Raw genomic sequence first — 26,841 nt, forward strand, 5'->3', positions numbered from 1 at the left:
CGTGGCGTTGAACCGGGATACCTCGGACACCTTGAATGCGCTGAAGCCGATTTTTGATAAGGAGAAGATCGAGGCGGGGTTTGAGATTGCGTCGGAGGCGCAACGACAGGCGGGGCAGTTTTTGGCGAATCGTGCGGAGGAACTGAAGAACGCGAAGGCGAGGTCCGAAGACAGCTCTCTCCCCTACGCCGAGCGTATCCGGGCGGCGCAAGAGTATGCGGAACTGGAAAGCAAGTGGGGCGCACATGGCTCGCACCGTCTGTGGGGCACGGTCATTCTGGGGGCGATCAGTGGCAACGTGACAGGCGGTACTGCCCAGGTTGTCCAATCCGCTGCGGTTAACTATCTGCAAACCCTAGGCGCAGTCAAGATCAAGGAGATAAGTGGCGCGTTGGGCGGGGAGGGCTCGCTTGGACACATGGCCCTTCATACGTTGTTGGGCTGCGCCGGTGCTGCCGCTCAGGGCTCGGCATGCGGCGCCGGCGGCGCGGGGGCGCTGTCTGGTGTCGTCTTGAGCAAGCTGCTGGACCGCGTAGACGGAGATAAAGCCAGGGACCTGCCGCCCGAAGACGCACAGGCACGCGTCAATTTGATCAGCAGCATCGTCGCGGGTATTGCCGCCTCGATTGATTCCTCGGCTGCCGCGTCGGCGGAGATTGCTGCGCGCATAGAGACTGAAAACAACAGCGGCTACCGCAACCGCGACAAGGTCGCTCGTTTGAAGGCCGAACTTGTTGCACGATTGGAGTCGGCTTGCGGTGACAGCCATAGCTGCCTACAGGCGGGCTGGGCGGAAGCGGATCGCATGGCTGCGTCGTATGACGAAGTGATGACGCTTACGCACTACCCCGACTTGACCAAGGAGAAAACGGACGCGCTTGCTCAATCCGTGCTGGACCTGGCGCCAGGGGTGTCAAATGCAAGTTCGCTATATGAGCTTGTGACCGGGAAGACAGCGACAGGCGACGAAGCGAATCGGTACTTTGCGTCGATTGGCTTGGTGCCGGTGGTTGGCGGCATGCTTAAGAAGGGAGGGCAGACGGTTCATGTGTTCGCCCAAGCGGAAGGGGCTCTTGATGTAAGGAGGGTGGCCGGTAGTGGTGCAAAAGGGACAGCAAAAGCTCCGAAAGTCACCATCAAAGATCATTATGATCACCACCTGAATATGGTGGAAGACATCAAAGATCAACTATCGTCTCAAGGGTTCAGGGTCATTGAAAAGGAAATATCGTTCGGTAGCTCCTGTGGTACCGGTCGTTGTAGGCCAGATATCGTAGCCGAAGCGCCTGATGGAATCCTTAGAATTATTGAGATTAAGACGGGAGGCGCAGGCCTGAGTATTCGCCAGTCCGAAATTTTCCCTCAAATAAAAGAGGGAAGTTCAATTCCGAGAGGAAAAGTTGCCGAAAGTTTTGGCCTGAAATCAGGCGTTCCGTTAAAGGATCAAGGTTATCCTGACGGTATTCCTATTGAGATAATGAATTTTCCTGGTGTTAGAGAATGAAAGAAAAAGACGTGGTTTCCATCTTGAAGGGGCAGGGCTGGGTTTGTAGCAAGGATGAGATTGGGGATTATTTTTGCGTGGCAGATATTGGTGGCGGTGTTAATGTCCAAGTGATTCCATCTGTGAGGAAGCGTTCGGACCATTTTCGAGTGTCGCTTATAACCTCGGTTTCAACCACGGAATTCTCGGAGGCTGTTGCTTTTGTGCAGGGAGAAGGAGCCGGCTATTCACCGGTCATCGTTAGTGCTGCGCCTCCGGAGAAGCTATGTGGTTTTTCTAGTGAGGATGTTCTTAGGATATCTGAGAAAGCCATATCTTGGGCTCGCTCTCAGAATATTGAATCTGGCCTGATGGTTTATAGAAATATGCCGACTGACGCTAAAGGTGCGATGCCCCTTCGGCATTTGGCTGCATTGGCTGTGGCTGGTGATGTTGAACGATTGGAATGTTACAGGAAGAGCTTTGAGATGGGGGATAGACTTGGGTTTGTACCATACATTACTGCAGCCATGATTGATCGAGCAGTTTTCAAAGCCAAAAATGCAAAATAGAGTATTGCTGAACACCACTCATCTTTGAAACCAAAATTGCCTTCGTCAAGATTCAACCCCACATGTCCGACATGTGATCGCGTAGGCTTTCAATTCCTTCGATCAGATTGGACATAATCCAAGTATCTAGTGGTTGCCCGCCACTAGCCTCAGGCTCATTCGCGCCGTTCCCCACAATTCGAGCAATAGCCCAAATCGCAGCGCACGCCCGTTCCATGTTCCGAAAGTCCGCAAACCGTACCGCGCAGAACTCCGGATCATCCGGTGTAGCCCGCCAGTCATGAGTCTAAGGGTGATCGTCCGTCAGCCGCTCCAGCATTGACATAATAAAGAGAGGGTAGTCGCCATTGCAGCGACCATGTCGTCCGTCTTTTCCAACTGTCAATCTGGGTGATCTTTGTGGGATTGCGGTGCCAGTATCGAGCCCGACGGACATCGCAATCAAGCGTGACGCGTGCCAGATTGAGCACACTTGAGCCTAAATCCGCGCCCAGCGATGCGGCCATTTCAAATTCAGACCCATGTCACGCCAGCTCAGTCGTCATCTCCATCCCTTACACTTACATCGATCACCAGGGAGCGATATGTCGATTCAAAGATTAGGCCGTTGCAGCATCCTCTTGTTTCTTGCCGCCTTGAGCTCCGGTTGCTCATTAGGCGGCGAGTGCGGATGGAACCGCAGCAGTTGCATGTATGAAGGCAAGTACGAAGAGGGCGAGGAAGACTACGCGGAAGACGAGGCGAAGCGCTTGAACAAGAACTCGTCCGATCGGTTGCGCCGCAGCTCTGGCAATTGACCCGTGGAGCGAAAGTCTTTCGGCTCGCGAGGCCTTAGCCTGAGACCTGCCGCTCTCGAAACTGCTTGAACAAGCGAAACCCCACATAGGTTTCGCTCCTGAGCCAGCGCCGCCGGTAGTAGCCGTCCCAGTAGCGGGTCATGCGCTGCTGCGCCAGATCCAGAAAGGCCGGATTGCCTCGAAGAACCGTTCCATAGACGTGCTTGTCCAGCAAGGGCAAGCGCGCTTCGATGTCCAGCAGGATTTCAACGACGTATTCGCTACAGAGCTGCGCCACGGACGGCACAACTCAAGGCTCGGATGCCCATGCCAGCCGCTCAATTTGGCGCTGGCGCACGTGGCCGTCATGATGGCGTGGCTGTATGCACGTGTATATCAGGGCCTGGGGTTCGGCCAGCTTGGAAGACCGGAAGTCGCTGCCCCGATGCTGAACGCGATAGGGCAGCGTCAATGACTCGTCCTGCACGATGAGGGACAAGTCGCGGGTGCGCATGACCCAGGGGCGGGACCTCCTCGGCGATATGCGCTGCGTCAGCTCGCAGCCGCGCGGGGAAAGCCGCTGTTAGCAGCGCCGTATGCTCTGGGGCGGCCTTTGCGCGGGCGAGAGGGCATGTGGGGAAGGCTGCTTGAATGGCGTTTACCGTGTCATACGGTGCATCAGGCAGAAGACTGCCGCACGCACGGATGCTCACGCTGCGGCATGAAGCACGACAGGCGCTTACGCCGCCGCCTCTGCTGAGTTCGGCACAAAAAACCGATCCTTCAACTCCTGCAGCCCAATCCTATCCAGCATCTCCGTCAGCCGCTCGGCCGGCTTCCTGCGCGGCAAATCCTTGTACTGCGCAATAATGAGTTCATTCTTCATCGAATGCTCCCATCCCACCAGCTCAGTCACGCTGACCTGATACCCATGCGCTTCCAGCTGCAAGCAGCGCAGCACATTGGTGATCTGGCTGCCGAATTCCCGCGTGTGCAGGGGATGGCGCCAGATCTCGGCCAGCGGATCAGCCAGCGCCTTCGCCTTGTTCTTGCGCAGCACCGACGCCACTTCGGCCTGGCAGCAGGGGACGACGACGATGTACTTGGCTTTCTTCTCCAACGCGAAATGGATGGCGTCGTCGGTGGCGGTGTTGCAGGCGTGCAGGGCGGTAACGACGTCGATCGTGGCGGGCAGCTTGTCCGAGGTGATGGAGTCGGCTACCGAGAGGTTGAGGAAGGACATGCCGGTGAAGCCCAGGCGCTTGGCCAGTTCTTCCGACGACTTCACCAGTTCTTCGCGGGTTTCGATCCCGTAGATGTGGGAGCCGTTCTTCAATGCCTCGGGCTGTTCCTTGAAGAACAGGTCGTACAGAATGAAGCCCAGGTACGACTTGCCCGCGCCGTGGTCGGCGAGGGTGACGGCGCCGCGTTGTTGTTGGACGTCTTTGAGCAGCGGTTCGATGAACTGGAACAGGTGGTAGACCTGTTTGAGCTTGCGGCGGCTGTCCTGGTTCATCTTGCCGTCGCGGGTCAGGATGTGCAGGGCCTTGAGCAGTTCGATCGACTGGCCGGGGCGGATGTCGTGGGTTTTTTCGGACATGGGGTAAGGCAATGCGCCCCGCGGGGAGCGGGGCGCAGGAGAAGGCGGAAAGCGTCAGTTTAACGAAAACCCGGGCAAGGCCGGACCGGGGCGCCCGGCATCCCCTGGACGCGGCGGTCCTGCGATATCTGATGGCCCACGCCCTTGGGCATGCGAGTAACATGCCCGATGCGATTGGAGCAGGTCATGCATTTCTGAAAGCGTCTCGCCGCCAGGGCGGGCGCAGGGAGAGTCATCAAATGTTCAGCCACATCACTGTCGGGACGCGCGATCTTGAACGCGCGGGCCGTTTTTATGACGCGGTGCTGCTTCCGCTCGGATTGAAGCGCCGCGCAGTCACGCCGGACGGCGGGCCCGCGGCGCTCTGCTGGGTGACGGAGCATGCGCTGTTGCCGCGCTTTTATGTCTACATGCCCTACGACGGCGAGCCGGCGTCGGCGGGCAACGGCAGCATGGTCGCTTTTTTGGCGCCTACGCAGGAAGCGGTGAGCGCGGCCCATGCGGGCGGGCTTGCGCAGGGCGGGACGGACGAAGGGGCGCCGGGGATGCGTCCTCACTATGGCGACGGCTACTTCGGCGCGTATCTGCGCGATCCTGACGGGAACAAGGTGCATATCGTTCATCGCGGAGACCTCCCGCTATAAGGCGGAGGGGCCCGAGATTCCTGGAGAAACGCAAATGCTGGTGAGTCAGCTTGCTCTTGTGTATGGCACTTATCTGATTGCCACGGCCAGTCCCGGCCCCAGCAATATGGCGATCATGGCTACGGCGATGCGTCACGGCCGTGTGCCGGCGCTTGCGCTGGCGGCGGGCGTCATTACGGGCTCGTTGTTCTGGGCGACGCTAGCGGCGACTGGCATTTCCGCCGTGCTGGCGGCTTCCGCCCAGGCGCTATTCATCATCAAGGTGGTTGGGGGAGTCTATCTGCTCTATCTGGCGTTCCGCACTGGCAGGTCGGCGCTGAGGCCGGGCGCGGCTTTTGCGAAGGTGGAAACGGGGCGCGCGACGCCGCGCTACCGGGTGCTCTACCGCCAGGGCGTGCTGATGCACATTGGCAACCCCAAGGCGGTGCTGGCCTGGATGGCGATCATGTCGCTGGGGCTTGGAGCCAATGCGTCGGACGGCACCTTGCCCGCGATCATTGGCGGTTGCGCGTTGCTCGGCGTGATGGTGTTCGGCGGCTATGCCGTCGCTTTTTCGACTGCGCCGATGATTGCGCTATACGCCAGGCTGCGGCGCTGGATCGAAGGGACGGTGGCCGTGGTGTTTGGCGTTGCGGGCGTCAAGCTGCTGACCTGGCAGCGTTGATAGGACGGCTTGTCATCGCCGGCCAGTGCCGGCGACGACAAGCTCCAGGCAAGGCGTCCGGCACGTAAGCGGCCGGACGTTTGCAGGATCAGGCAGCCGGGAAAACCGGCTCGCCCAGGTTCAGCATCAGGCGATTCGCCCAGGCGAAGATCGCATCCGAATGCAGCAGGTCCAGGATCTCGCCTTCATTCAGACCCGCATCCTTCAGTGCCTGGATGCTGTCGGCATTTACCGCGGCAGGCGCTTCGGTGATCTGGATGGAGAACTTGCCGATGGCGAGCTCACGCGCCGTGGTGCCGGCGGTGGCGGGATCCTCGAACACCTGCGCGATGACGTCGTTGCGCTTGGCCAGCTGCTCGAAGCGTTGGGCATGCACGGATGCGCAGTAGACGCAGCCGTTCACACGCGACACGTAGGTCGAGCCCAGTTCCCGCTCGGCACGGGACAAGCCGCCCGGCGCATACATGATGGCGTTGAAGGCCGTGGAGCGCTGGCGCAGGATTTCGGGCTGGTGCACCAGGAACAGGTAGTAGTCCGAGACCTTGGCCTTGGGGTGGCTTTCTTCCAGGACGGCGATCTGCTCGGGCGTGGCGGTGTCGACGTTGACGACATCGAGCCAGGCCTTCCATTCCAGGCTTTCGTTGGTGAAGCCGTGAGCCTTGATCAGCGCGCCGGGCGCGGTGGCGGCGGTGTTGGCGGGGAAGGGCGCGGGCGGGGTGCCAGCGGCGCGCTCGGGCTGTCCTTCCAGGTCCTTCATGGCCTGCAGGCCGGCGACCAGGCGCACCTGATAGGACAGGAAGGCGATGAGCTGGGACAGCGTGACCACGGCGGGCGTGGAGACGCCGGCGGCGGGCAGGGTCTTCAGCGCGGCTTCGTCGCCTTCGACGGGCTTCTCGATCAGCTTGCGCGTGAATTCCAGGATGGCGGCCAGGCGCGGGGTGGCGGCGTCCGACGGTTTGCCGGATTCGGCGACGGCGATGTCGGCCGGCGTGGCGCCGGCGTCCGTCAGGCGGGCGCGGTAGTGCGCGGCCAGGAGCGGAGACGGGGTAATGCGGGTGGCGTACAGCGCGACCAGCAGGCGCTCGGCCAGCGACAGGCCGGGAAGCTGAGGGTCGAACAGGGCGTCGTAGCTGCCTTGGGTGGCGGCGGCGACCTTCTCGCGGAAGTGGCGCACTTCGTAGGTCTTGGCACCTGGGGCCAGGCCGATCAGGCGATCGACGAGGTCGTCCGTGACGTTGTAGACGATGGGTTCAGCCATGCGGATCTCCTTGATGCTTTACTTGGCGGCGCGGGCGGGATTGGCAGCGTCGACGGCTGCGTCCAGGAACCGCTTCACGCCTTCCCAGGATTCCTGGTCGGCGCGGGCATTGTCCTTGGGGTTGCCGCCGCTGGTGCTGATCTTGCCGGACACAGGATGGGCGTAGACGAGCTGGGTGGTGGGCACGTAGGGGAACAGGATGGAGTGCCCGCCGTTCTCGTAGTCCAGCCACTCGACCGGATAGGGGTGGTTCACCTCGGCCAGCTTGTCCTGCACCATCTTGGAATAGATGCTGGACGGCCAGGATCCGTCGTCGGTGCCGGACAGCAGCATGACGGGGCCCTTGATGTCTTCGACCTTGATGCGGGCGCGGGCCACGGCGTCGGGGTCTTGCAAGGCAGTGAGGATGGCTTTTTCGTGGCGGTGCGGCGAGGGGCCTTCATCAAATGGCGCCCAGGTGGCCGTGCGATTGTTTTCCCAGACGTGGGGGATGGGCTTGCCGCCCAGGAGCCACGTGGGGCCTTCGCGGCCGATCTTGGGGTCGCAGGCGTTCTGGCCGCTGTGGACCACGGCGCCGGGCACGTAGGCGACCACGGCGGACACTTCGTCGGGAAAGGTCGCGCCCAACAGCAGCACCAGTTCGCCGCCGCGCGACTGGCCGCTGATGGCCACGAAGTCGTGCTTGGGGCTTACTTTCTTGCGCAGCCAGCGCAGGCCGGTCTGGAAGTACTCCAGCGGGGTGTTGGAGATGTAGTCCGACAGACCGGGCGCCTTGAAGTAGGCCAACGCGAAGGCGGCGTAACCGCGGGACGCATAGAGCGCCGCGCGCGGTTCGTTGATGCCGCCGCCGGAACCGTTCAGGATCATGACGGCGGGATGCGGACCGGGGCCGGGCGGCAGGTACAGCGTGCCTACCAGACCTTCTTCGCGCACGTCCTGGCGGGTCACGCCTTCAGCCGCCAGACGCTGGGTGAAGCTGGCCTGGGCCTGGGAACCGGCGGCGCGCGCCACCACGTCGGTGACGAGAGCCTCGGTCACCGGGTGGTTGAAGTGTTCGCGGCTGGGCGAGTCCACGGGAGACTGCGACCAGATCAGGCCCATGGGCGACAGGCCCGCGTAGTCGCCGGACACCGGGGCGTCGCGGCTCAGGTCGACCGTGCCGTCCGGGCCCGCCACGAAAGCGGCCTGGCTTTGCCAGAGCACGCCGTTGCGGCGGGTCAGGGCGGTGATCTCCACCGTCTGGCCGGGTTCGACGTGTTCGACCCGGATCTGGCGCGGCACGTCGATCAGGTCGTCGGCCGGAGTGATGGCAAGAGTGGGCATCATGGCTTACTTGCCCGCTTCTTTGCCAGCGTCCTTGGTCACCATCATGGCGGCCGTGCGGTCGCTGGTCATGGGGGTAACCTTCAGGCCCTTCTTGGTGGCCCAGATGTTCTTGTAGTGGAACAGCGGAATGATGCCGACGTCGTCCGACACGATCTTGACCGAGTCGCGCAGGATGGCTTCACGCTTTGCCACGTCGAATTCCGAGGTGGATTGCTCCAGCGCGGCGTCGACCTTGGGGTTGCTGTAGCGGCCCCAGTTGGATGCGCCCAGGCCCTTCTTGGCGTCGGCGGTGGCCAGGATGTTGACCAGCGCGTAGCTGCCTTCGCCGGTGCCGTTGCCCCAGGCCAGCATGCTGACCGCGAATTCGTTCTTGTTGGCGCGGCCCGAATACACGGCCCATGGCACGACTTCCACCTGGGTCTTCACGCCGATGCGGGTCCAGAACTGCGCCACGGCCTGGGCGGTTTCCGGGCCTTGCGGGTAGCGGTCGTTGGGCACGTGCATGGTCAGCTTGAAGCCCTCGGGGAAACCGGCATCCGCCAGCAGCTTCTTGGCCTGGGCGACGTCGTTCGGAATGTCCTTGACGTCGGGGTTGTAGCCGAAGGTGCCCTTGGGCATCCACTGGTTGGCTTCGGTGGCGGCGCCTTGCAGGATGCGGTCGGCGATGGCCTTGCGGTTGATGGCCAGGTTCAGCGCCTGCCGCACGCGCACGTCCAGGAGCGGGTTCTTGTCCAGCGCCTTGCCATTGTTGTCGGTGATGTACTGGTTGGGCGCCGGGTTGAAGCTGGGCTGCAGGATCATGACGCGCAGGCCGTCGTACGGGTAGACCGAGATGTTGGCGGCCTTTTGCAGCTTGGCCAGGTCCGACACCGAGACTTTGTCGATCACGTCCACGTCGCCGGCCAGCAGCGCGGCAGTGCGGGCGGCGGCGTTGTTGATGTAGCGGTAGTTGACCTTGTCCCAGATCTGCTTGTCGCCCCAGTAGGCGTCGTTGCGTTCCATGATGACGCGGTCGCCGGGAGTGTAGGACACGAACTTGTAGGGGCCGGTGCCGACCATGGCCTTGCCCGAGTTGTAGTCTTCGGTGGTGGACTTTTCACCGACGTGCTTGCTAACCACGTGCACCGAGGCCAGGTTCAGCGGCAGGTCGGGGTTGGGGGCCTTGGTCTTGACGATGAGCGTCAGCGGATCCTTGGCGCTCATGGTGTCGATGGTGCGCAGGTAGCCGGCGTAGGTGGCCACGCTGCCCGGCACGGCGCGCGCGCGGGTGTAGGAATAGATCAGGTCGTCGGCGGTGAAGGGCGTGCCGTCCTGCCACTTGACGCCTTCGCGCAGCTTGAATTCCCAGGTCGTGTCGTCCAGCGGCTTCCAGCTCACGGCCAGGCCGGGCTGCAGCTTGTTCCACTTGTTCTCGATCAGCAGGTCCCAGAAGTGCAGCGCCACCGAGCGGTCGCCGGCGTGGTTGTTCAGCTGGGGGTCCAGGGACGACAGCGGGTCGGCGAAGCCGATGGACAGGTCGTCCGCGCTGGCGGCGGCGGAGGCGCCGAGGATGGCAGCGGTCAGGGTGGTGAGAATCAGGCGTTTCATGTTCGGAGTCCTTGGTATAGGGGGAACGAGCGGTTAATTCGGAAAACCGCGGCGCGGGCGCCGCGGCGGATCCGTTTACGCCATGTCGTTCAGGTGACAGGCGCTCAGATGGTTGATGGCGATTCCCTTCAACGAGGGAACCTCGGTCTTGCAGCGCGGCATCGCATGCGGGCAGCGCGGATGGAAATGGCAGCCGTCCGGCGGATTCAGCGGGCTGGGAATCTCGCCCTTGATCGCGGTAAAGGTCTTGTGGCGGGACTTCAGGCTGGGAATCTCGGCCAGCAGCGCCTGGGTGTACGGGTGGTTGGGGCGGCGGAACACTTCTTCCACCGTGGCCGTTTCCACCACGCGGCCCAGGTACATGATCACGACGCGGTCAGACAGGTGCTCGACCACGCCCAGGTCATGGCTGATGAAGAGATAGGTCAATCCCAGGTCTTCACGCAGGTCCATGAACAGGTTCAGGATCTGCGCCTGGATGGACACGTCCAGCGCGGCCACGGCTTCGTCGCACACCAGCATGGTGGGCTGCACGGCGAGCGCGCGGGCAATGCCGATGCGCTGGCGCTGGCCGCCGCTGAACTGGTGCGGATAGCGCTGCCGCAGGGCCGGGTCCAGGCCGGCGCGTTCCAGCTGCGCGCTGACGTAATCGTCGAAGTCGCCATTGCCGACCAGGCCGTGGATGCGGGCGGCTTCGCCCACGATCTCATCCACGCGCAGGCGCGGATTGAGGCTGGCGTAGGGGTCCTGGAAAATCATCTGCACTTGCAGGCGCGCGGCATGGGCCTGCGCGGCGTTCATGTCCGCCGGGCGCACGCCGTTGATGCGGATCTCGCCGCCCGAGGGCGTGAGCAGGCCTGCGGCGATGCGTCCCAGCGTGGACTTGCCGCAGCCGGACTCGCCGACCAGGCCGACCACCTCGCCGGGGTTGACGATCAGGTCTACGTTGTCGACGGCGCGGGTCACGGCGGGCGGCTTGGACAGGCCCAGGCGCTGCATGGCGCGGACCGCGGGGCCGGCGGGGCGCTCGCCGAAGCGCTTGCTGACCTGGCTCAGGTCGATCAGCGGGGTTTGCTTGGAAGCGGGAGCGGTCGTACTCATGCCATCGCCTCGCTGGTCTGGATGCTGGGATGGAAGCAGCGCACTTTGTGTTCGGGCAGGGCCTCGGTGATGCCGGGTTGCTGGCCGCAGGCGGCGGTGGCGCGCGAGCAGCGCGCCGCGAAGGCACAGCCCGCGGGCAGGTTAAGCAGGTTGGGCGTCATGCCGGGTATCTGGCGCAGGCGTTGGCCGCGCCGGTTGTTACTGGGCAGGCTGTCGATCAGGCCCACGGTGTAGGGGTGCTGCGGACGGTCCAGCACGTCGTCGACGGTGCCGTGTTCGACGATGCGGCCGGCGTACATCACCGCCACGTCGTCGGCCAGGCCGGCCACCACCGACAGGTCGTGCGTAATCCAGATCAGGCTGGTGCCGTGCTGCTGCGCGAGCTTCTGCACTTCCGACAGGATCTGCGCCTGGATGGTGACGTCCAGCGCGGTGGTGGGCTCGTCGGCGATGATCAGGTCCGGCCGGTGCAGCATGGCGATGGCGATGGCCACGCGCTGGCGCATGCCGCCGGACAGCTGATGCGGATAGGCCAGCAGCCGTTCTTCGGGGCTGGGAATGCCCATCATGCCGAGCGTGTCGCGCGACAAGGCGCGAGCCTGGGCCACGCTCATCTTGTTGTGCGCGCGCACGGTCTCGATCATTTGCGCGTCCACCCGCAGCACGGGGTTCAGCGTCATCATCGGGTCCTGGAAGATCATGGCGATGCGGTTGCCTTGCAGGCGGCGCAGTTCGCGTGGCGCCAGCTTGGTCAGGTCGCGGCCCTGGAACAGGACCTCGCCACCCACGATACGGCCCGGCGCGTCGACCAGGCCCATGATGGAAAAGCCCGTGACGGACTTGCCGGAGCCGGACTCGCCGACCAGGCCCAGGATCTTGCCGCGTTCCAGCGTGAAGGAAACGTCGTCCACGGCGGGAAGCACGCCCGCTCGGGTATGGAAGTGGGTGCGCAGGTTGCGCACCTCCAGGGTGGCCGGCGCGCCGGAAGTGATGCTGGCGGCGGTCATTTGTGGGTCCTCGGGTTCAGCACGTCGCGCAGGCGGTCGCCCACCAGGTTGATCGCCACGATGGTGACGAGCAGCGCGATGCCGGGGTAGAAGCTGATCCAGTATTCGCCGGACAGCATGGTCTGGAAGCCGTTGGAGATCAGCAGTCCCAGCGAAGGTTCGGTCACGGGCACGCCCAGGCCCAGGAAGCTGAGCGTCGCTTCCAGCGTGATGGCGCGCGCGATCTGCAACGTGCCGATGACGATCAGCGGCGGCAAACAGTTGGGCAGGATGTGCTTCAACATGATCCGCCAGTTGGGGATGTCCAGGCAGCGGGCGGCTTCCACGTATTCGCGGCGGCGCTCGACCAGGGCCTGGCCGCGAGCGGTGCGGGCGTAGTAGGCCCATTCCAGGATCACCAGCGTCAGCACCACGTTGCCCACGCCCTTGCCCAGATAGGCCAGGATCATCATGGCCACCAGGATGGACGGGAACGACAGGATCAGGTCCACCAGGCGCATGATCAGCGCGTCGACCTTGCCGCCGGCGTAGGCGGCCAACAGGCCCAGCAGCGTGCCGACGATGCCGGCGATGACGGCCGAGCCCACGCCCACCATCAGGCTGATGCGCAAGCCATACAGGATGCCCGAGAGCAGGTCGCGGCCCTGACCATCGGTGCCCAGCCAGTAGTGGAAGGTGTCCAGGCCGTTCATGCTGCCCGGCGGCAGGCGCGCGTCCAACACGTCGATCTGCAGCAGGTCATAGGGGTTCTGCGGCGCGATCCAGGGCGCCAGGATGGCGGCCAGGATCAGCAGCGTGGCCACCGTCAGGCCCAGCACCGCCGTCTTGGACGACATGAACTCGGCCAGGTTGCGCCGCCACGGCGATTCGCGGCGCAGCGCGGGAGTGGGGTTTGTCGATACGGCGCTCATGCCGAGGCCTCCAGCCGCACCCGCGGGTCCAGCACTTTATAGAGAATGTCCACGATCAGGTTCAGGGTCACGAACAGGCACACCACCACGATCAGGTAGGCCACGATGACGGGGCGGTCCAGCGCGTTCAGGCTGTCGAGGATCAGCTTGCCGGCGCCGGGCCAGGCGAAGATGCTTTCGGTCACCACGGCGAAGGCGATGGTGGAGCCCAGCTCCAGGCCCAGCACCGTCACCAGCGGAATCATGGTGTTGCGCAGCACGTGCACGCAGACCACGCGCAAGGGAGACAACCCCTTGGCGCGCGCAAATTTCACGAAGTCCAGCGGCAGTACGTCACGCACGCCGGCGCGGGTCAGGCGGATCACCAGCGAAATCTTGAACAGCGACAGGTTGAACGCCGGCAGGATCAGGTGCCGCCAGCCGTCGGCCGTCAGCCAGGACCACTGGAAGCCCAGGAACTCCACCGTTTCGCCGCGGCCACTGGCAGGCAGCCACCCCAGCGACACGCTGAAGGTCATGATCAGCATCAGCGCAATCCAGAACGTCGGCAGCGAGAAGCCGACGATGCTGCCCGCCATGATCATCTTGGAAAACCTGCTGTCCGGATACAGGCCCGCGTACAGGCCCAGCGGCAGCCCCACGACCACGGCCAGCATCATCGCGGCAATGGCCAGTTCGAAGGTGGCCGGCAGGCGCTGGATCACCAGCTCGACGGCAGGGATGTTGTAGACGAAGCTGTTGCCCAGATTGCCGTGCAGGGCGCCGTTCAGGAACGCCAGGTACTGTTCCCACAGCGGCTTGTCCAGGCCCAGTTCGGCGATGATGCGGGCGCGGTCCACCTGGTCCACGTCCTGGCCGATCAGGATGTCCACCGGGTTGCCGATGGCGTGCAGGCCCACGAAGACGATCAGCGTCATCAGGAAGACAACCACTGCGGCTTGCGCCACGCGGCGCAGCAACCAGCCGGTCATTGCGCGGTCTCCGCTTGGGGGGCGGGCGCCGGGGTCCATTCGTCGCCGAACACCTCGGGTTCCGAGAACGCTTCCATGTTGGCGTAGTGCGTCTCAACGTCCTCGCGGTAGAACAGCCCGGCGATGCCTTGCGCCAGGCGCTTGGCGCCTTCGCTGATGGCCGGGATGTCGCCCGAGATCGTGCCCTGCGTCAGTGCCGCGGGGTAGGAGAAGCAATGCACGCGGTCCAGGCCGGGACAGGCGCCCGGGGTCTTTTCCTGCAGTTCGAACACGGCGCCCAGATCGGGCGAATCATGCAGTTCCTGGTCTTCTTCGCCGGCTGGCGGCACGTAGCGGTCGCCCCAGGCCCGCACGTGCGGGGCCAGCGCGGCGAATTCCGGGCGCACGGTCCAGTCGATGCGGAAACCCGTGGAGAAGATCAGGAAATCCAGCGTGAAGACGCCTTTGGGCGTGGTGACGCGGATTTCGTCGTCCACCAGCGCCAGGTCCTGCACGCCGCAACCCAGGTTGAAGCGGGCGTTGGGGTGACGCGAGACGCGCAGCGTGCTGCCGCGCGGCGGCGGCACCTGGGCCGCGTTGATGTAGTGGCGGATCTTCCACTTCCATTCATCGGGCAGGGTCAGGTGGCCGTGGGTCAAGCCAGGGTTGCCTGCGCCCTTGCCCTTGTTGATGCGGGGGATGTCGTTGCGGCGGATCAGCAGGTCGACGCTGGCCGCGCCCGCTTCCAGCGCGGTGGCCGCGCTGTCCATGGCCGACGCGCCCGCGCCCACCACGCCCACGCGCTTGCCGGCCAGCGTGTTGTAGTCCATTACGTCGGACGAATGCGCCCAGCGGTTGCGCGGCAGCTTCTTCGCAAATTCAGGCACATAGGCGCCACCCAGGCCGTCGCGGCCCGTCGCCAGCACCACGCGGCGCGCCAGTACCGTGCTGCGGCCGGCGGGGGATTCGATGTCCAGCTGCACCAGCTTGTCGGCGCGCGGCAGCACGGCCAGGATGCGGTGCTCGTTCCGGACGTCCAGTTCCAGCACGCGGCGGTACCAGCGCAGGTAGTCCATCCATTGCAGGCGCGGGATCTTGTCCAGCGCTTCCCAGGCTTCGGAGCCGAACTGGGCCTCGAACCAGGCGCGGAAGGTCAGCGCGGGGAGGCCCAGCGCAGGGCCGGTCAGTTGCTTGGGCGAGCGCAGCGTTTCCATGCGCGCCGTGGTGGCCCATGGGCCTTCATAGCCCGCGGGCGCCTGGTCGAAGATCGGGGCGTTGACGCCCAGATGCTTAAGCGAGGCGGCTGCCGCCAGACCGGCCATGCCGCCGCCGACGACGGCCACGTCTAGTACGGGCTGCCCGTCGACTAAACGGGGGATCACCCAGTTCTTGGCCGGGATTTCCAGCCAGGACAGGTCTTGCCGCAAGCGCGCTTCCAGCGCGGCTAAGCCTTGCGGCGGGTTGGCTAGGGGCAGGTTCATATAGCAGGGGATTCCGTAAGAGGGGCGTCGTCGCCATAGATCGACTGCAAGAGCGCCGAGTGCTCGGCGGCGTCATGCAGGGCGAAGCCGGGCAGCAAAGCGGCGGCGGCTTGGGCGAGCGCGTCCGCCATGGCCTGGCAGGCCGGCGTCAGCGTTTGCGACTGCGGGGTGATGACCCCGAAGAAAAAGGGAATGTCCAGATCGATGGGGCGGATCGCCACGCCCGGCATGGGGGCGCCGTAGGCGGTGATCGGCTCCAGCACCGACACGCCCAGTCCGGCGCGCACGGCGGCCAGGGCATTGACGGACGAATTGGTTTCCATGGTGCCCGGCGTATGGGCGTTCTGCGCCAGCGCGGCGTCCAGGCGGCGGCGCAGCCGGTACGGGTTGGCCATCGTGATCATGCGTCGCCCCGCCAGTGCCGCCACCGGCACCACGGCTAGCTGTGCCAGCGGATCGTCTTCCGGCAACGCGGCTACGCAGGGCGCTTGGCCGATCCAGTGCACCGTCAGGCCGCGGTGTTCCAGCGGCAGGCTGGTCGCGCCCAGCTGGGCGGCGCCCGACAGCACGGCGTGCACCACGCGTTCCGGCGATGCGCTGCGCAGCTGTATGCGCGCGGCGCCCACGCGGTCTTCAATGCGCTTGAGCGCATCGGGCACCAGGCCCGCCGCCAGGGCGGAGGTGGCAGCCATCAGCAGCGGTTGGGCCTGGCCTCGGGCGATTTCGTCGGCGCGGCTGCGGATCTGCTGCAGGCTGGCCAGCGCGCGTTCCACATCGTCATACAGCAGGAAACCCTGCTCGGTAGGCGTCACGCGCGGGCCGCTGCGGGCAAACAAGGGGTAGCCGATCTCGGCTTCCAGCTCCTGCAACAGGCGGCTGATGGCCGGCTGCGAGCGTCCCAACAACCGGCCGGCAGCCGTGACGCTGCCCGTGGACATGACGGCCGCGAAGGCCTCGAGTTGACGAAGTTCCATCTGAATTGATTTATGCCAAGGACGAATTCTTGCCCGGCAAGTATGCGCTTTGCAAATAATTAAAGCGCATAAGTAAATTCCCTGATGGGGTTTTCATCAGGGAATTTCATAACTAGCAGTTATTTCAAGGGCTTATGGAGGGGCGGGCACGGGACTCCGCAATTTAAGAATTGTCTTAGGCAAACGCTGGCCAGTCTTGATGAAAATTGAGTGCGAATCATTCGCATTAAATTGGAGTCTGTTTATGGCTTGCAAGCCTCTCTTTGCCCACACCCTCGCTCCTGGCGCGCCCCTCATCTCCGCCATGGCGGTAGTCGCGCTGGCCGCCCCGGCCCATGCGGATGGCGGCGCATCCACCGCGCCCCATGTCCTCGACCCGGTCACGGTCTCGGCTTCCCCCGTGGATGGGTACAAGGCCAATCAGTCCAGTTCGGCCAAGTATCCCGTGCCTCTGCTCGACGTGCCGCAGACCACAACGGTCGTGCCGCGCGAGATCATCCAGGAGCAGAATGCGCAAAGCCTGCGCCAGGTGTTGTCCAACGTATCGGGCATTACCTTCAACGCCGGGGAAGGCGGGGGCGGCTCCGGCGATATGTTCAGCATCCGCGGCTTTGCCGCCACTACCAATATGCAGGTCGATGGCTTGCGCGACAGCGCCCAGACCAGCCGCACCGACATGTTCAACCTGGAATCGGTCGAAGTCATCAAGGGACCCAACTCCGTGTATGGCGGCGCCGGCACCACCGGCGGCTCGGTCAACATGGTCAGCAAGGAAGCCCGCGAAGGCAGTTTCACGGAAGTTTCCGCCGGCCTGGGAACGGCCCGCTATCGTCGCGCCACGCTTGATGCCAACCATGAGCTTCCCGGGTCCGACGGTTTCGCGGCCTTCCGCCTCAACCTCATGGGCCACCGCAGCGACGTCGCCGGCCGCGATGAGATCTACCGGCACCGCTGGGGCGTGGCGCCTTCGCTCACGTTGGGGATGACCGGGCCCACCCGGCTTACCCTCAGCTACATCCACCAGCGCGACCACAACTTGCCCGACTACGGCCTGCCGGCCTTGCAGGGCTCCCGGCTGGACGGCGTGTCGCAGCATGCCTACTTCGGCTGGCGCAACCTCGACCGCGAGAATATCGATTCCGACGCGGTCACGGGCAAGGTGGTGCATACCTTCAACGACAAGGCCAAGTTGCAGAACCTGAGCCGTTACTCCCGCGTCAGCCGCGACACCGTCATTTCCGCCTCGCACGTGAATACGCGGGGACTGGAGCCTGGCCGTTACCGGCCTGCGGGCCCGCAGGCCTACGGGCGCGACTCGGTCACCGATATGTGGGCCAACCAGACCACGCTGAGCACTGAATTCGACACCTTCGGCCTGGGCCACACCATGGTCAGCGGTTTCGAGTTCTCGCGCGAAACCTACGAACGCGATACCTATTCGTACAACATCGGGCGCCATTTCCCCGCCGCCGGCTACGATCTGTCCCATCCGCCGGGGTACTGGACGGGCCCCACCGCCAAATCGTATTCGGGCCGCAACAAGACCAGCCTGGAGGTCAAGGCGCTTTATCTCATGGACACCATCGCGCTGGCCCGCCAGTGGGATCTCAGCCTGGGCCTGCGCTACGACTGGATCGACGCCGCGCTGCGCAGCACTACGCCCGCCGGCGACGTCACCAGCGTATCGGGCACCGACCGCAAGTTCAGCAGTCGCGTCGGCATCGTTTTCAAGCCCGCCCACAACGGCCGCATCTATGCGTCATACGGCACCTCGTTCAACCCCTCGGCGGAGAGCCTGGTCACCACAGGCTCGGGCTTCACTGCCACCACCAGCGACCTCGACCCGGAAAAGAACCGCGCGATAGAGTTCGGCACCAAGTGGGACGTGTTGGGTGGCAAGCTCGGGTTGACAGCGGCTCTTTTCGAGATCGAAAAAACCAATGTGCGCGAACGCATGGCCGATGGGACCCAGGCGCTAGTCGGGCGGCAACGCTCGCGCGGCCTGGAACTGGGCGCGGCAGGCGCCATCACCCCACGCTGGAACGTCTTCGCCAACTACACCTATACCCAGGCCAAGACGCTGAGTTCGTCAGCGTACCCCGAGCGCGAAGGGCAGCGGCTGGGCAACACGCCTCGTTCTTCCTTCAGCCTGTGGACCACCTATAAGCCCGTCGATACATGGACGCTGGGCTACGGCGCGCGCTTCATCGGCTCTCGCAACGTCACGGGGCAGGGGGGCGGGGAACTGCCAAGCTACCTTGTGCACAGCGCCATGGTTTCCTATGACGTGGACAAGCACTTCAGGCTCCAGCTCAACGTGGACAACCTGGGCAACAAGGCTTATGTGGAGCGAGTGCGCCAGGTGCTGGGCAGCGAGTCGCGTTCTTCCGCCCTTGAGTATGGCGACGGCCGGGCGGCCATGCTGACCGCGAGCTACAAGTTCTGATCGCTACCGGGCCATTGGCAGACCGCGGCTCATGAATGGCCGCGGCCGCCTTCGCGGCGGTAATACAGATAGCGTTCGATCTCCGCCTGCTCCACCGCCGGTTCCAGCAGGCGCCACCTGACGACGTATCCACGGTGCACTGGCGGCATCCAGCCCAATATGGAGTACATCGTGACTTCGGTCTGGCCAGTATTGAATTCCGTCTCGAAGAATCCCTGGCGATCCGGCGGCTCGCTGCCGCAAATCCAGTTGGAATCTGGCATGGCGCTCTCCCGTACGGCTTCAATCCTACGCGCCAGCCTATGAAATGGCATACGTTCTAGCCCCGATGCGGGCTGCGCCGGCCTTGTGTTAGAAACACGGATGGGGCTGCGTCAGCACGATTTCCATGATCTTTGCGAACCTTTGCAGTTCGATCGGGCTGATGCCGGTAGTATTCGGTAATGGATACTCAGGAGCCCGTCATGCACAGCCAGCAACCCGCCCCCGAGCCGAACAAGCGCCGTTGGCCTTTCGGGTACGGCGAAGAGGAATAGACCGGCAACGCTAGCCGATACGGGCAATCCGTTGGCCTGGACCGGACAACTCGTGATACACGTCGTCCAGGTACTCCGCCAGTTCATCGGCGGACAGCTCAGAAGGAATGGTAAGGTCGGCAGCGCGTACGCGTTTGCCTGCATTCGATCTGTACACCACCCAGGCAGCGCCTTCGCGGTGGATGTCCAGCTGAAACCTGCCGTAGATGTCGAATTTCATGGATGCCCCGCGACGTTCATGACCACGTCAGTGCCAATTCCGCAGCCACGTTGCGTGTAAATCGCCGCAAGCAAGGCTTGTGAGGCTGGGCTGAGCGCCTGTACAGCCGCAGGTTAGCAATTCCACGCCGTGCTCAGTGCTTGGGCAATACGAACTCCACCCGCCGGTTCTGCGCGCGGCCTTGCGGATTGTCCGCGCCATTGGCCAGCCGGTTCGATTGGACCGGTTGCGTGTCGCCCAGCCCCTTGACGGCGAGCCGCGACTTGTCCACGCCGTGGCTTGCCAACCATTGCGCCACCGCCTGCGCGCGGCGCAGGGACAGGTCCTTGTTGTACGAGGCGGATCCTTTGGCGTCGGTATGGCCTTCGATGGTCACCGTGCCGGCCGAACTGGATTTGATCAGGCTGGCGATATCCCGCAACGTAGGCTCGGCCGCCGGTCGAATGGCGGTCTTGTCGAAATCGAACAGCACATCGCCCAGCATGGCGACGGTCACGGCATTCTTGTCCTGTCGTACCGACAGGGCGTCGTGGCGGGCGGCCAACCCGTCGATCTGCGCATTCAGGTCGGATATACCGCCGCTGGCATCCGAGGGCAGACCCTTCAGGTCCAGGATGGTGGCCTGCAGATCGCGGATCTCGGCCTTGTAAGGGGGCTCTTGCGCCCAGGAGCCGCTGGCGGCAGCGAGTAGCGCTGCGGCCAGGAAGGTGGGCGCGCGCGTGGCGGCGGCCATGCTAGCGGTCGGTGATCTTGATGGCGTCGAAGGTCTCGACGCCCGGTATCGTCAGCGATACCTCCTTGATTTCCTTGGGCGGGGCAGGGAACTTGCCCTGCCAGGATCCGGCGATGGGGGCGTCCTTGGCGGTGCGCAGAAGCAGCTTGGGATTGGTCAGCGGCTTGTCGTTGCTGTCTTTCAGCAGCAAGTGCTTCTTGTTGCCGGCGATCACGTAGAAGCTGTCTTCATAGTCGCGCGGGCTGATCTGCGAATAGACCATCTCGGTCTTGCCCGCGACGATGGGCTTGAACCGTATCTTGATCGACAGGATGTCGCCGCTGCGCACCGCTTCGATCACCTGGCCTTCAGCGCTGCCTGAGTCGGTCAGGCCCGTGGCCAGGGGCGCGGGGGCGTCGGCCTGGCCTTGGGCAAAAGCGGCCGGGCCGGCTGCTGCCAGGGTCATGAAGGCGCCCAGCGCACAGGCGGCGGCGGTCTTTCTGATCGGAGTCACGGTAAGCGTCCTTTGTCGTTGAAAACCTTCAGGGCACGGTAGCCAGGCCGGAGCTCATGCTTTCGGCCTAGTCCAAAACTCAACCCCTGATGGTCCGACTTTCAGGCGCTTATTTCAGTTTGATGTTTTACCAAGACGTTACGGAATCTAGCGGCAAGCAGCATTATCCGCCGCGGTGGCCGTGGTAGCGGGGCGCGGCGACGCTGCGCATGTTGTCCTTGTGCTGTGAGCCGACCAAGGCCTTGCGACGGGCTTGCTCATGCTGCTGGTCCACGCGGGCGCGTTCTTTGTCGGCATGCGGGGCCGCGTGCGCGTCGGATGCCGGCTGGACAGGCTTGGAATGGGGGGTGTTGGGCGTCATGGTGCGTACCTATGCAGGTGCCGCGGCATATGCCGCGCTTTCACGTTACGCCCGCCGGGCGCGTTTCTCAAGCCTTCTTGTCGCGGCTTTTTTTGCGTTGCTGCAGCGCGTTTGCGCGCCGCTGGTTCCGCGGCAGCAACACAATGGTCATGCGCAGTTTTCCTAGACGTCCGTCTTTCAGGAGAGCCCGTTCGGATTCGCGGGTGGCGCCGGAACTGGCTTTCGATCAGGGGCCGGGCGACCTCTTCATCGTGCGCGTGGCCGGCAACTTCGTGAATGAAGACGGCCTGGCCAGCCTGGAGTACGGCACGCTGGTATTGCGCGCGCTGCTGATCCTGGTGCTGGGCCATGACAATTGCGGCGCGGTGGACGCGACGGTGAAAGCGCTGAAGGACAAGACCGAGTACCCGGGCCATCTGCCAGCGCTGGTAAACGCAATCAAGCCGGCCGTCGAGCTCGCGAGCAAGTCTTGCGCGAAGGACTTGATGGCCGCGGCGGTCCAGGCAAATGTGCGTCTAGCCGTCGAACGCCTGAAGGCCGCGCAGCCGCTGCTGCAAGAGATGGTGCAGCAGAAAAAGCTGGGCGTGGTCGGCGGCGTTTACAGCCTGGTCACGGGCAAGGTTGCCTTGGTATGACGCCAGGGTAGCGGTGAGAATTGCTGAGCTTTGAACGCTTTTCCCTTCGTAATATCCAGCTGAAAGGATATTGAAAGGGGAGAGGCATGGGGGCGTGCGAAAAATGCGAGGCGATCATAACGAACCGGCGCGATGCGCCCGGACATGAAAACCTGATCAGCCTGGGGGTGGTGAGATCGTTCGGGCAGGCGCAGCGGAACGTGCAACACGAAGCGTTTACCTGCGCCGCGTGCGGTACGGACTGGGACTATCTGCATGACAAGCGCGACCCGGCATCGGGGTGGCGGCGTTGCGGCGCCGATGCCGGCGAACAGATCGAGCCTGTCCAGGAGCCCTTGGCAAGAGCCGCGGGCGGCGCTTAGCTACATCTGCATCTTCTTTTTGCCCAGCAGCGTCAGCGCCAGGCTGCGGCCCGTGCGCATGAAAGGATAGAGCGCGGTCGACAGGCAGCGGTTGCGGAACACGGCTGCGTTGACGCTGTTGAACAGGTCATTGCCGGTGCTGATGAGCGCGAGCCGGTTGATGCAGTCCGCGCCCCAATAATCCTGGCCGTCCAGGTGCAGCAGCATGCCCTGATTCAGGTCATAGCCTTGCGCCTTGTAGGCCACCGCCAGGTCGGGATGGTCGCGCATATTCAGCATTTCGATGGGGCCGACGGCCTTCTGCAATTGCAGCATCCGCACATAGTTCGAGCAGAAAGGGCAGTCGCCGTCGTAGAGCAGGAAATTCTTTGCGATGGCCATGATGCACCGTGAGGGATTGCGCGGGCGCGGAAAGCGCGCCTGCCGCTTACTCCCGATTAAAACGCATATCGCGCGATACGCCCATCGGGCGGCAACCATGCGCGGGCGCGCGTCCGCCCTCAGCGCATCTGGCGCACGCCGTGGCCCAGGCGCCGGCGCAGCAGGTTGCGCAGCGTGGCGCCTGCAGTGGTTCAACATGGTCATGGGGGCGTTGCTGGCGCCCAGCTTGTGGCCGATGTTGAGGTGAGGAAAATGCCGCAGCGGCATTTGGAAGCGCGGGGCGAAGCCGCCCCGCGTCCCGATTCAAGGGTGGGATTCGGCGGCAACCTCGTCCAGGCCGTCCCATGCCAACGTCATGGCGTAGTCGCGCACGTCGACGGGCCATACGGCAATCTGCCGCGCAAATCGCTCGCGGTCCCCGGCATACAGCGCCCGCGTCGCTTCCTCGAACCCCGGCAGGTTGCCCGCCATGCTGGACATGAAATGGTAGGCGGCCTCCTGGCGATTGCGCGCGCGGTCCCGCGCCTCGTTATCGCGGCGCGCCTGTTCCACCAGCTTGCGCAAGGCGACCGAGGCGCCGCCCGGCTGCGCGCCCAGCCAGTCCCAATGGCGGGGAAGCAGGGTGATTTCGCGCGCCACCACGCCTAGCTTGGGACGGCCCCGGCCGCGCGGCGGTATCTCGTCGGATGCGTCGGGCAGGGGCTTTGACGCCGGCGGCGCCGGATCCGCCGGGACATGATGGCGTTCGGCGATCGCGGCAGGGTCGCCGCTCAGGTCCAGGTCGGTCTGCTTGCCGGTCCGGTCGTCGAACACCAGGATGGTGGCGTCGGTTCCGGCGTCCATGGCCTGTTTGACGGCGAGGGCCACATCGGCCAGCGCGCCGGCGGCAAGCAGCCGGTAGCCGGCGAATGCGGTGTGCGGATCGAGAGGAGGGCGTGTGGAGGGAGTGTTCATTATTTAATCCGGATAAAAATCACAACGGAATTATGATCCGGGTAAAAATTGAAGTAAATACACCCGGGTAAAAATAATTCAGAGGAGCGCGGGCCGGTTCCCAGCGCAGAAATATCCCCCATAACCTAGGGTCAACACCTAGGCAAAACACGTGGGCGGCGTATAATCTTGCTTTGCGCCCGGAGTTACCCATGCGTCTCGTACAAAAAGCGCTCACCTTCGACGATGTGTTGCTGGTGCCTGCGTATTCCGAGGTCCTGCCTCGCGACACTTCCCTGGCTACGCGCCTCACTCGCAACATCACCCTGAATATCCCGCTCGTGTCCGCCGCCATGGACACCGTGACCGAATCGCGCCTGGCCATCGCCATGGCGCAAGAGGGCGGCATCGGGATCATCCACAAGAATTTGTCCGCTGATGCCCAGGCCCGTGAAGTGGCCCGCGTCAAGCGCCACGAGTTCGGCATCGTGATCGACCCGGTCACCGTCACCCCCCAGATGAAAGTGCGCGACGCCATCGCGTTGCAGCGCCAACATGGCATCTCGGGCTTGCCGGTGGTCGAAGGGCGCAAGCTGGTCGGCATCGTCACCAACCGCGACCTGCGCTTCGAAGAGAACCTGGACCAACCCCTGCGCAACATCATGACGCCGCAGGAACGCCTGGTCACCATGAAGGAAGGCGCCACGCTGGAAGAGGCCCAGTCCCTGATGCACAAGCACCGCCTGGAGCGCGTGCTGATCGTGAACGACGGCTTTGAACTGCGTGGCCTGGCCACCGTCAAGGACATCGTCAAGAACACTGAACACCCGATGGCCAGCAAGGACGCCCAAGGCCAGCTGCGCGTGGGCGCGGCGGTGGGCGTGGGCGCCGGCACCGAAGAACGTGTGGAAAAGCTGGTTGCGGCCGGCGTCGACGTCCTCATCGTCGACACCGCTCACGGCCACTCCAAGGGCGTGCTGGAAGGCGTGCGCTGGGTCAAGCAAAACTACCCCAAGGTGGAAGTCATCGGTGGCAACATCGCCACCGCGGCCGCCGCCCGCGCGCTGGTCGAGTACGGCGCCGACGGCGTCAAGGTCGGCATCGGCCCGGGCTCCATCTGCACCACCCGCATCGTCGCCGGCGTGGGCGTGCCGCAGATCCATGCCATCTCCGAAGTCGCCAAGGCGCTGGAAGGCACGGGCGTGCCCTTGATCGCCGACGGCGGCATCCGCTACTCGGGCGACGTCGCCAAGGCTCTGGCCGCCGGCGCTTTCGCCTGCATGATGGGCGGCATGTTCGCCGGTACCGAAGAGGCACCGGGCGAAGTCGTGTTGTTCCAGGGCCGTTCGTACAAGTCCTACCGCGGCATGGGCAGCCTGGGCGCCATGACGGACGGCTCGGCCGACCGTTACTTCCAGGATCCGGCCAACAACGCCGACAAGCTGGTTCCCGAAGGCATCGAAGGCCGCGTCCCCTACAAGGGCAGCGTGCTGGCCATCATTTACCAGCTGGTGGGCGGCATCCGCGCCTCGATGGGCTACTGCGGCTGCGCCACCATCGACGATATGCGCACCAAGACTGAATTCGTGGAGATCACCTCCGCGGGCGTGCGCGAGTCCCACGTGCACGACGTACAGATCACCAAGGAAGCGCCCAACTACCGCGCCGACTGATCCGTACAGTCAACTACAATGTCATGCATCACGCACCGGCAGAACCGCAAATGAATCAGCGGTTCTGCCGGTGCGGTTTTATTTACTGCGGTTTTATTCTTTACCGGTAGAGTCTCCATGCACCAGCGCATCCTTATTCTCGACTACGGTTCGCAAGTCACCCAGCTGATCGCCCGCCGCGTCCGCGAAGCCGGCGTCTACTCCGAAGTGCACCCCGGCGACGTCGACGACGCCTTCGTGCGCGACCAGATGGCGCAAGGCTTGAAGGGCATCATCCTGTCCGGCAGCCACGCTTCCGCCTACGAAGAAGGCTCCATGCGCGTGCCGCATGCGGTGTTCGAACTGGGCGTGCCGGTCCTCGGCATCTGCTATGGCATGCAGTCCATGGCGCAGCAATTGGGCGGCGTGGTCAGCTTCTCCGACCACCGCGAATTCGGCTACGCCGAAGTCCGCGCGCACGGCCATACCAAGCTGCTGGAAGGCCTGGAGGATTTCTCCACGCCCGAAGGCCACGGCATGCTGAAGGTCTGGATGAGCCACGGCGACAAGGTCACCGAACTGCCCCCGGGCTTCAAGCTGATGGCTTCCACGCCATCTTGCCCTATCGCCGGCATGGCTGACGAAGACCGCAAGTTCTACGCCGTCCAGTTCCACCCCGAAGTCACGCACACCGTCCAGGGCAAGGCCATGCTGGCCCGCTTCGTGAACGAAATCTGCGAATGCCAGGGCGACTGGAACATGCCCGACTACGTGGCCGAAGCCGTTGCCCGCATCCGCGAGCAGGTCGGATCGGACGAAGTCATCCTGGGCCTGTCCGGCGGCGTGGACTCCTCGGTTGCCGCCGCGCTGATCCACAAGGCCATCGGCGACCAGCTCACCTGCGTGTTCGTCGACCACGGCCTTTTGCGCCTGGACGAAGGCAAGCAGGTCATGCAGACCTTCGCCGAAAACATGGGCGTGAAGATCATCCACATCGACGCCACCGCCCAATTCATGGGCAAGCTGGCCGGCGTGGCGGATCCGGAAGCCAAGCGCAAGATCATCGGCCGCGAATTCGTCGAAGTGTTCCAGGAACAGGCCGGCAAGCAGAAGAGCGCCAAGTGGCTGGCCCAGGGCACGATCTACCCCGATGTCATCGAATCGGCTGGCGCCAAGACCGGCAAGGCCACCTCCATCAAGTCGCACCACAACGTGGGCGGCTTGCCGGACACGCTGAACCTGCAACTGCTGGAACCCCTGCGCGAACTGTTCAAGGACGAAGTCCGCGAACTGGGCGTGGCCCTGGGCCTGCCGCCGCAGATGGTCTACCGCCACCCGTTCCCCGGCCCCGGCCTGGGCGTGCGCATCCTCGGCGAAGTGAAGCATGAATACGCCGAGCTGCTGCGCCGCGCCGACGCCATCTTCATCGAAGAACTGCGCAACACCAAGGACGAGGCCAGCGGCCTGACCTGGTACGAGCTGACCTCCCAAGCCTTCGCCGTGTTCCTGCCGGTGAAGTCGGTGGGCGTGATGGGCGATGGCCGCACCTACGAATACGTCGTGGCCCTGCGCGCCGTGCAAACCTTCGACTTCATGACCGCCGACTGGGCGCCGCTGCCGCATCCGCTGCTGGCTCGGGTTTCATCGCGGATTATCAATGAAGTGCGCGGGATTAATCGGGTCGTGTACGACGTGTCGAGCAAGCCGCCTGCGACGATCGAGTGGGAATGATTTTCGCGGGACTACCGCTAGCGA

At 63.9% G+C, this 26,841-nt stretch carries 27 protein-coding genes; 9 read left to right on the forward strand and 18 right to left on the reverse strand.

Annotated elements, in window-relative coordinates:
• Together VCS63_RS24945 and VCS63_RS24950 are read left to right on the forward strand one after the other, a co-directional pair.
• A partial coding sequence (locus VCS63_RS24945) for a pre-toxin TG domain-containing protein (protein WP_323881313.1) occupies window positions 1-1,504 on the forward strand: 1,504 nt, incomplete at its 5' end.
• Window positions 1,501-2,055, forward strand: coding sequence for a DUF6990 domain-containing protein (locus VCS63_RS24950; protein ID WP_164794860.1), 555 nt, complete (start codon window positions 1,501-1,503; stop codon window positions 2,053-2,055). The genes VCS63_RS24945 and VCS63_RS24950, both read left to right, overlap by 4 nt.
• Before the next feature lie 831 nt (window positions 2,056-2,886).
• Here the strand turns inward: VCS63_RS24950 and VCS63_RS24960 are convergent.
• Window positions 2,887-3,129: a hypothetical protein gene (locus VCS63_RS24960; protein WP_323881316.1), complete on the reverse strand. Its 243-nt coding sequence runs from the start codon at window positions 3,127-3,129 to the stop codon at window positions 2,887-2,889.
• A 441-nt stretch (window positions 3,130-3,570) separates the two neighbouring features.
• A complete protein-coding gene (locus tag VCS63_RS24965; RefSeq protein WP_323881317.1) occupies window positions 3,571-4,431 on the reverse strand; it encodes an SAM-dependent methyltransferase in 861 nt (286 codons plus the stop codon).
• 239 nt (window positions 4,432-4,670) lie between these two features.
• On the opposite strand from VCS63_RS24965, the gene VCS63_RS24970 reads away from it, so the two are divergent.
• The gene (locus VCS63_RS24970; protein WP_164794861.1) at window positions 4,671-5,075 is read left to right on the forward strand and encodes a VOC family protein; all 405 of its coding nucleotides are present in this window, start codon (window positions 4,671-4,673) and stop codon (window positions 5,073-5,075) included.
• A gap of 34 nt (window positions 5,076-5,109) precedes the next feature.
• Window positions 5,110-5,739, forward strand: a complete 630-nt coding sequence (locus VCS63_RS24975; RefSeq protein ID WP_063640042.1) for a LysE family translocator — start codon at window positions 5,110-5,112, stop codon at window positions 5,737-5,739.
• Between the two features lie 88 nt (window positions 5,740-5,827).
• On the opposite strand, the gene VCS63_RS24980 is transcribed toward VCS63_RS24975, so the two are convergent.
• From VCS63_RS24980 to VCS63_RS25020, 9 genes are all read right to left on the reverse strand, one after another.
• Window positions 5,828-6,997 (reverse strand): CMD domain protein, encoded by a 1,170-nt coding sequence (locus VCS63_RS24980; protein WP_112965745.1) that lies wholly within the window; start codon window positions 6,995-6,997, stop codon window positions 5,828-5,830.
• Between the two features lie 18 nt (window positions 6,998-7,015).
• Window positions 7,016-8,323, reverse strand: a complete 1,308-nt coding sequence (locus VCS63_RS24985) for an acyl-CoA thioester hydrolase/BAAT C-terminal domain-containing protein (RefSeq protein WP_063640039.1) — start codon at window positions 8,321-8,323, stop codon at window positions 7,016-7,018.
• A 3-nt stretch (window positions 8,324-8,326) separates the two neighbouring features.
• A complete protein-coding gene (locus VCS63_RS24990) occupies window positions 8,327-9,910 on the reverse strand; it encodes an ABC transporter substrate-binding protein (protein WP_323881320.1) in 1,584 nt (527 codons plus the stop codon).
• Window positions 9,911-9,985: 75 nt separating this feature from the next.
• The gene (locus VCS63_RS24995; protein ID WP_323881322.1) at window positions 9,986-11,011 is read right to left on the reverse strand and encodes an oligopeptide/dipeptide ABC transporter ATP-binding protein; all 1,026 of its coding nucleotides are present in this window, start codon (window positions 11,009-11,011) and stop codon (window positions 9,986-9,988) included.
• Window positions 11,008-12,018: an ABC transporter ATP-binding protein gene (locus tag VCS63_RS25000; RefSeq protein ID WP_063640034.1), complete on the reverse strand. Its 1,011-nt coding sequence runs from the start codon at window positions 12,016-12,018 to the stop codon at window positions 11,008-11,010. Before VCS63_RS25000 ends, VCS63_RS24995 begins: the two co-directional genes overlap by 4 nt.
• The gene (locus VCS63_RS25005; RefSeq protein WP_042793948.1) at window positions 12,015-12,929 is read right to left on the reverse strand and encodes an ABC transporter permease; all 915 of its coding nucleotides are present in this window, start codon (window positions 12,927-12,929) and stop codon (window positions 12,015-12,017) included. The genes VCS63_RS25000 and VCS63_RS25005 overlap by 4 nt, the downstream gene beginning before the upstream one ends.
• Window positions 12,926-13,900, reverse strand: a complete 975-nt coding sequence (locus VCS63_RS25010; protein WP_063640032.1) for an ABC transporter permease — start codon at window positions 13,898-13,900, stop codon at window positions 12,926-12,928. Before VCS63_RS25010 ends, VCS63_RS25005 begins: the two co-directional genes overlap by 4 nt.
• Window positions 13,897-15,360, reverse strand: a complete 1,464-nt coding sequence (locus VCS63_RS25015; RefSeq protein WP_149064379.1) for a flavin-containing monooxygenase — start codon at window positions 15,358-15,360, stop codon at window positions 13,897-13,899. The genes VCS63_RS25010 and VCS63_RS25015 overlap by 4 nt, the downstream gene beginning before the upstream one ends.
• A complete protein-coding gene (locus VCS63_RS25020) occupies window positions 15,357-16,334 on the reverse strand; it encodes a LysR family transcriptional regulator (protein WP_063640029.1) in 978 nt (325 codons plus the stop codon). The genes VCS63_RS25015 and VCS63_RS25020 overlap by 4 nt, the downstream gene beginning before the upstream one ends.
• A 244-nt stretch (window positions 16,335-16,578) precedes the next feature.
• On the opposite strand from VCS63_RS25020, the gene VCS63_RS25025 reads away from it, so the two are divergent.
• Complete coding sequence (locus tag VCS63_RS25025; RefSeq protein ID WP_323881325.1) at window positions 16,579-18,780, forward strand: TonB-dependent siderophore receptor; 2,202 nt, start codon at window positions 16,579-16,581, stop codon at window positions 18,778-18,780.
• A 29-nt stretch (window positions 18,781-18,809) separates the two neighbouring features.
• Here the strand turns inward: VCS63_RS25025 and VCS63_RS25030 are convergent, their stop codons facing one another.
• The 5 genes from VCS63_RS25030 to VCS63_RS25050 form a co-directional block, all read right to left on the reverse strand.
• A complete protein-coding gene (locus VCS63_RS25030; protein WP_042793944.1) occupies window positions 18,810-19,043 on the reverse strand; it encodes a hypothetical protein in 234 nt (77 codons plus the stop codon).
• 283 nt (window positions 19,044-19,326) lie between these two features.
• Window positions 19,327-19,536: a DUF7661 family protein gene (locus tag VCS63_RS25035; protein WP_063962302.1), complete on the reverse strand. Its 210-nt coding sequence runs from the start codon at window positions 19,534-19,536 to the stop codon at window positions 19,327-19,329.
• 133 nt (window positions 19,537-19,669) lie between these two features.
• Window positions 19,670-20,269: an OmpA family protein gene (locus VCS63_RS25040; protein ID WP_042793942.1), complete on the reverse strand. Its 600-nt coding sequence runs from the start codon at window positions 20,267-20,269 to the stop codon at window positions 19,670-19,672.
• Between the two features lies 1 nt (window position 20,270).
• On the reverse strand, window positions 20,271-20,762 hold the full coding sequence (locus VCS63_RS25045) for a hypothetical protein (RefSeq protein ID WP_223306488.1): 492 nt from the start codon (window positions 20,760-20,762) through the stop codon (window positions 20,271-20,273).
• Between the two features lie 163 nt (window positions 20,763-20,925).
• Window positions 20,926-21,123, reverse strand: a complete 198-nt coding sequence (locus VCS63_RS25050) for a hypothetical protein (protein WP_063640026.1) — start codon at window positions 21,121-21,123, stop codon at window positions 20,926-20,928.
• A gap of 203 nt (window positions 21,124-21,326) precedes the next feature.
• Between VCS63_RS25050 and VCS63_RS25055 the strand changes: the two genes are divergently transcribed.
• Window positions 21,327-21,758 carry a carbonic anhydrase gene (locus VCS63_RS25055; protein WP_323881328.1) on the forward strand — a complete coding sequence of 144 codons (432 nt, stop codon included), beginning with the start codon at window positions 21,327-21,329 and terminating at the stop codon, window positions 21,756-21,758.
• 200 nt (window positions 21,759-21,958) lie between these two features.
• Complete coding sequence (locus VCS63_RS25060) at window positions 21,959-22,120, forward strand: hypothetical protein (RefSeq protein WP_232033847.1); 162 nt, start codon at window positions 21,959-21,961, stop codon at window positions 22,118-22,120.
• Here VCS63_RS25060 and VCS63_RS25065 read toward each other — a convergent pair whose 3' ends face one another.
• Complete coding sequence (locus tag VCS63_RS25065) at window positions 22,121-22,501, reverse strand: DCC1-like thiol-disulfide oxidoreductase family protein (protein WP_042793939.1); 381 nt, start codon at window positions 22,499-22,501, stop codon at window positions 22,121-22,123.
• Between the two features lie 303 nt (window positions 22,502-22,804).
• Window positions 22,805-23,455 (reverse strand): DUF2239 family protein, encoded by a 651-nt coding sequence (locus VCS63_RS25070; protein WP_323881330.1) that lies wholly within the window; start codon window positions 23,453-23,455, stop codon window positions 22,805-22,807.
• A gap of 191 nt (window positions 23,456-23,646) precedes the next feature.
• On the opposite strand from VCS63_RS25070, the gene guaB reads away from it, so the two are divergent.
• Both guaB and guaA read left to right on the forward strand, forming a co-directional pair.
• Window positions 23,647-25,107: an IMP dehydrogenase gene (gene guaB / locus VCS63_RS25075; RefSeq protein ID WP_042793936.1), complete on the forward strand. Its 1,461-nt coding sequence runs from the start codon at window positions 23,647-23,649 to the stop codon at window positions 25,105-25,107.
• Between the two features lie 117 nt (window positions 25,108-25,224).
• Window positions 25,225-26,817 (forward strand): glutamine-hydrolyzing GMP synthase, encoded by a 1,593-nt coding sequence (gene guaA, locus VCS63_RS25080; protein WP_042793935.1) that lies wholly within the window; start codon window positions 25,225-25,227, stop codon window positions 26,815-26,817.
• Window positions 26,818-26,841: the final 24 nt, after the last annotated feature.

The sequence above is a fragment of the Achromobacter sp. D10 genome (genome assembly GCF_035282245.1).
GTDB lineage: Bacteria > Pseudomonadota > Gammaproteobacteria > Burkholderiales > Burkholderiaceae_B > Achromobacter > Achromobacter insolitus.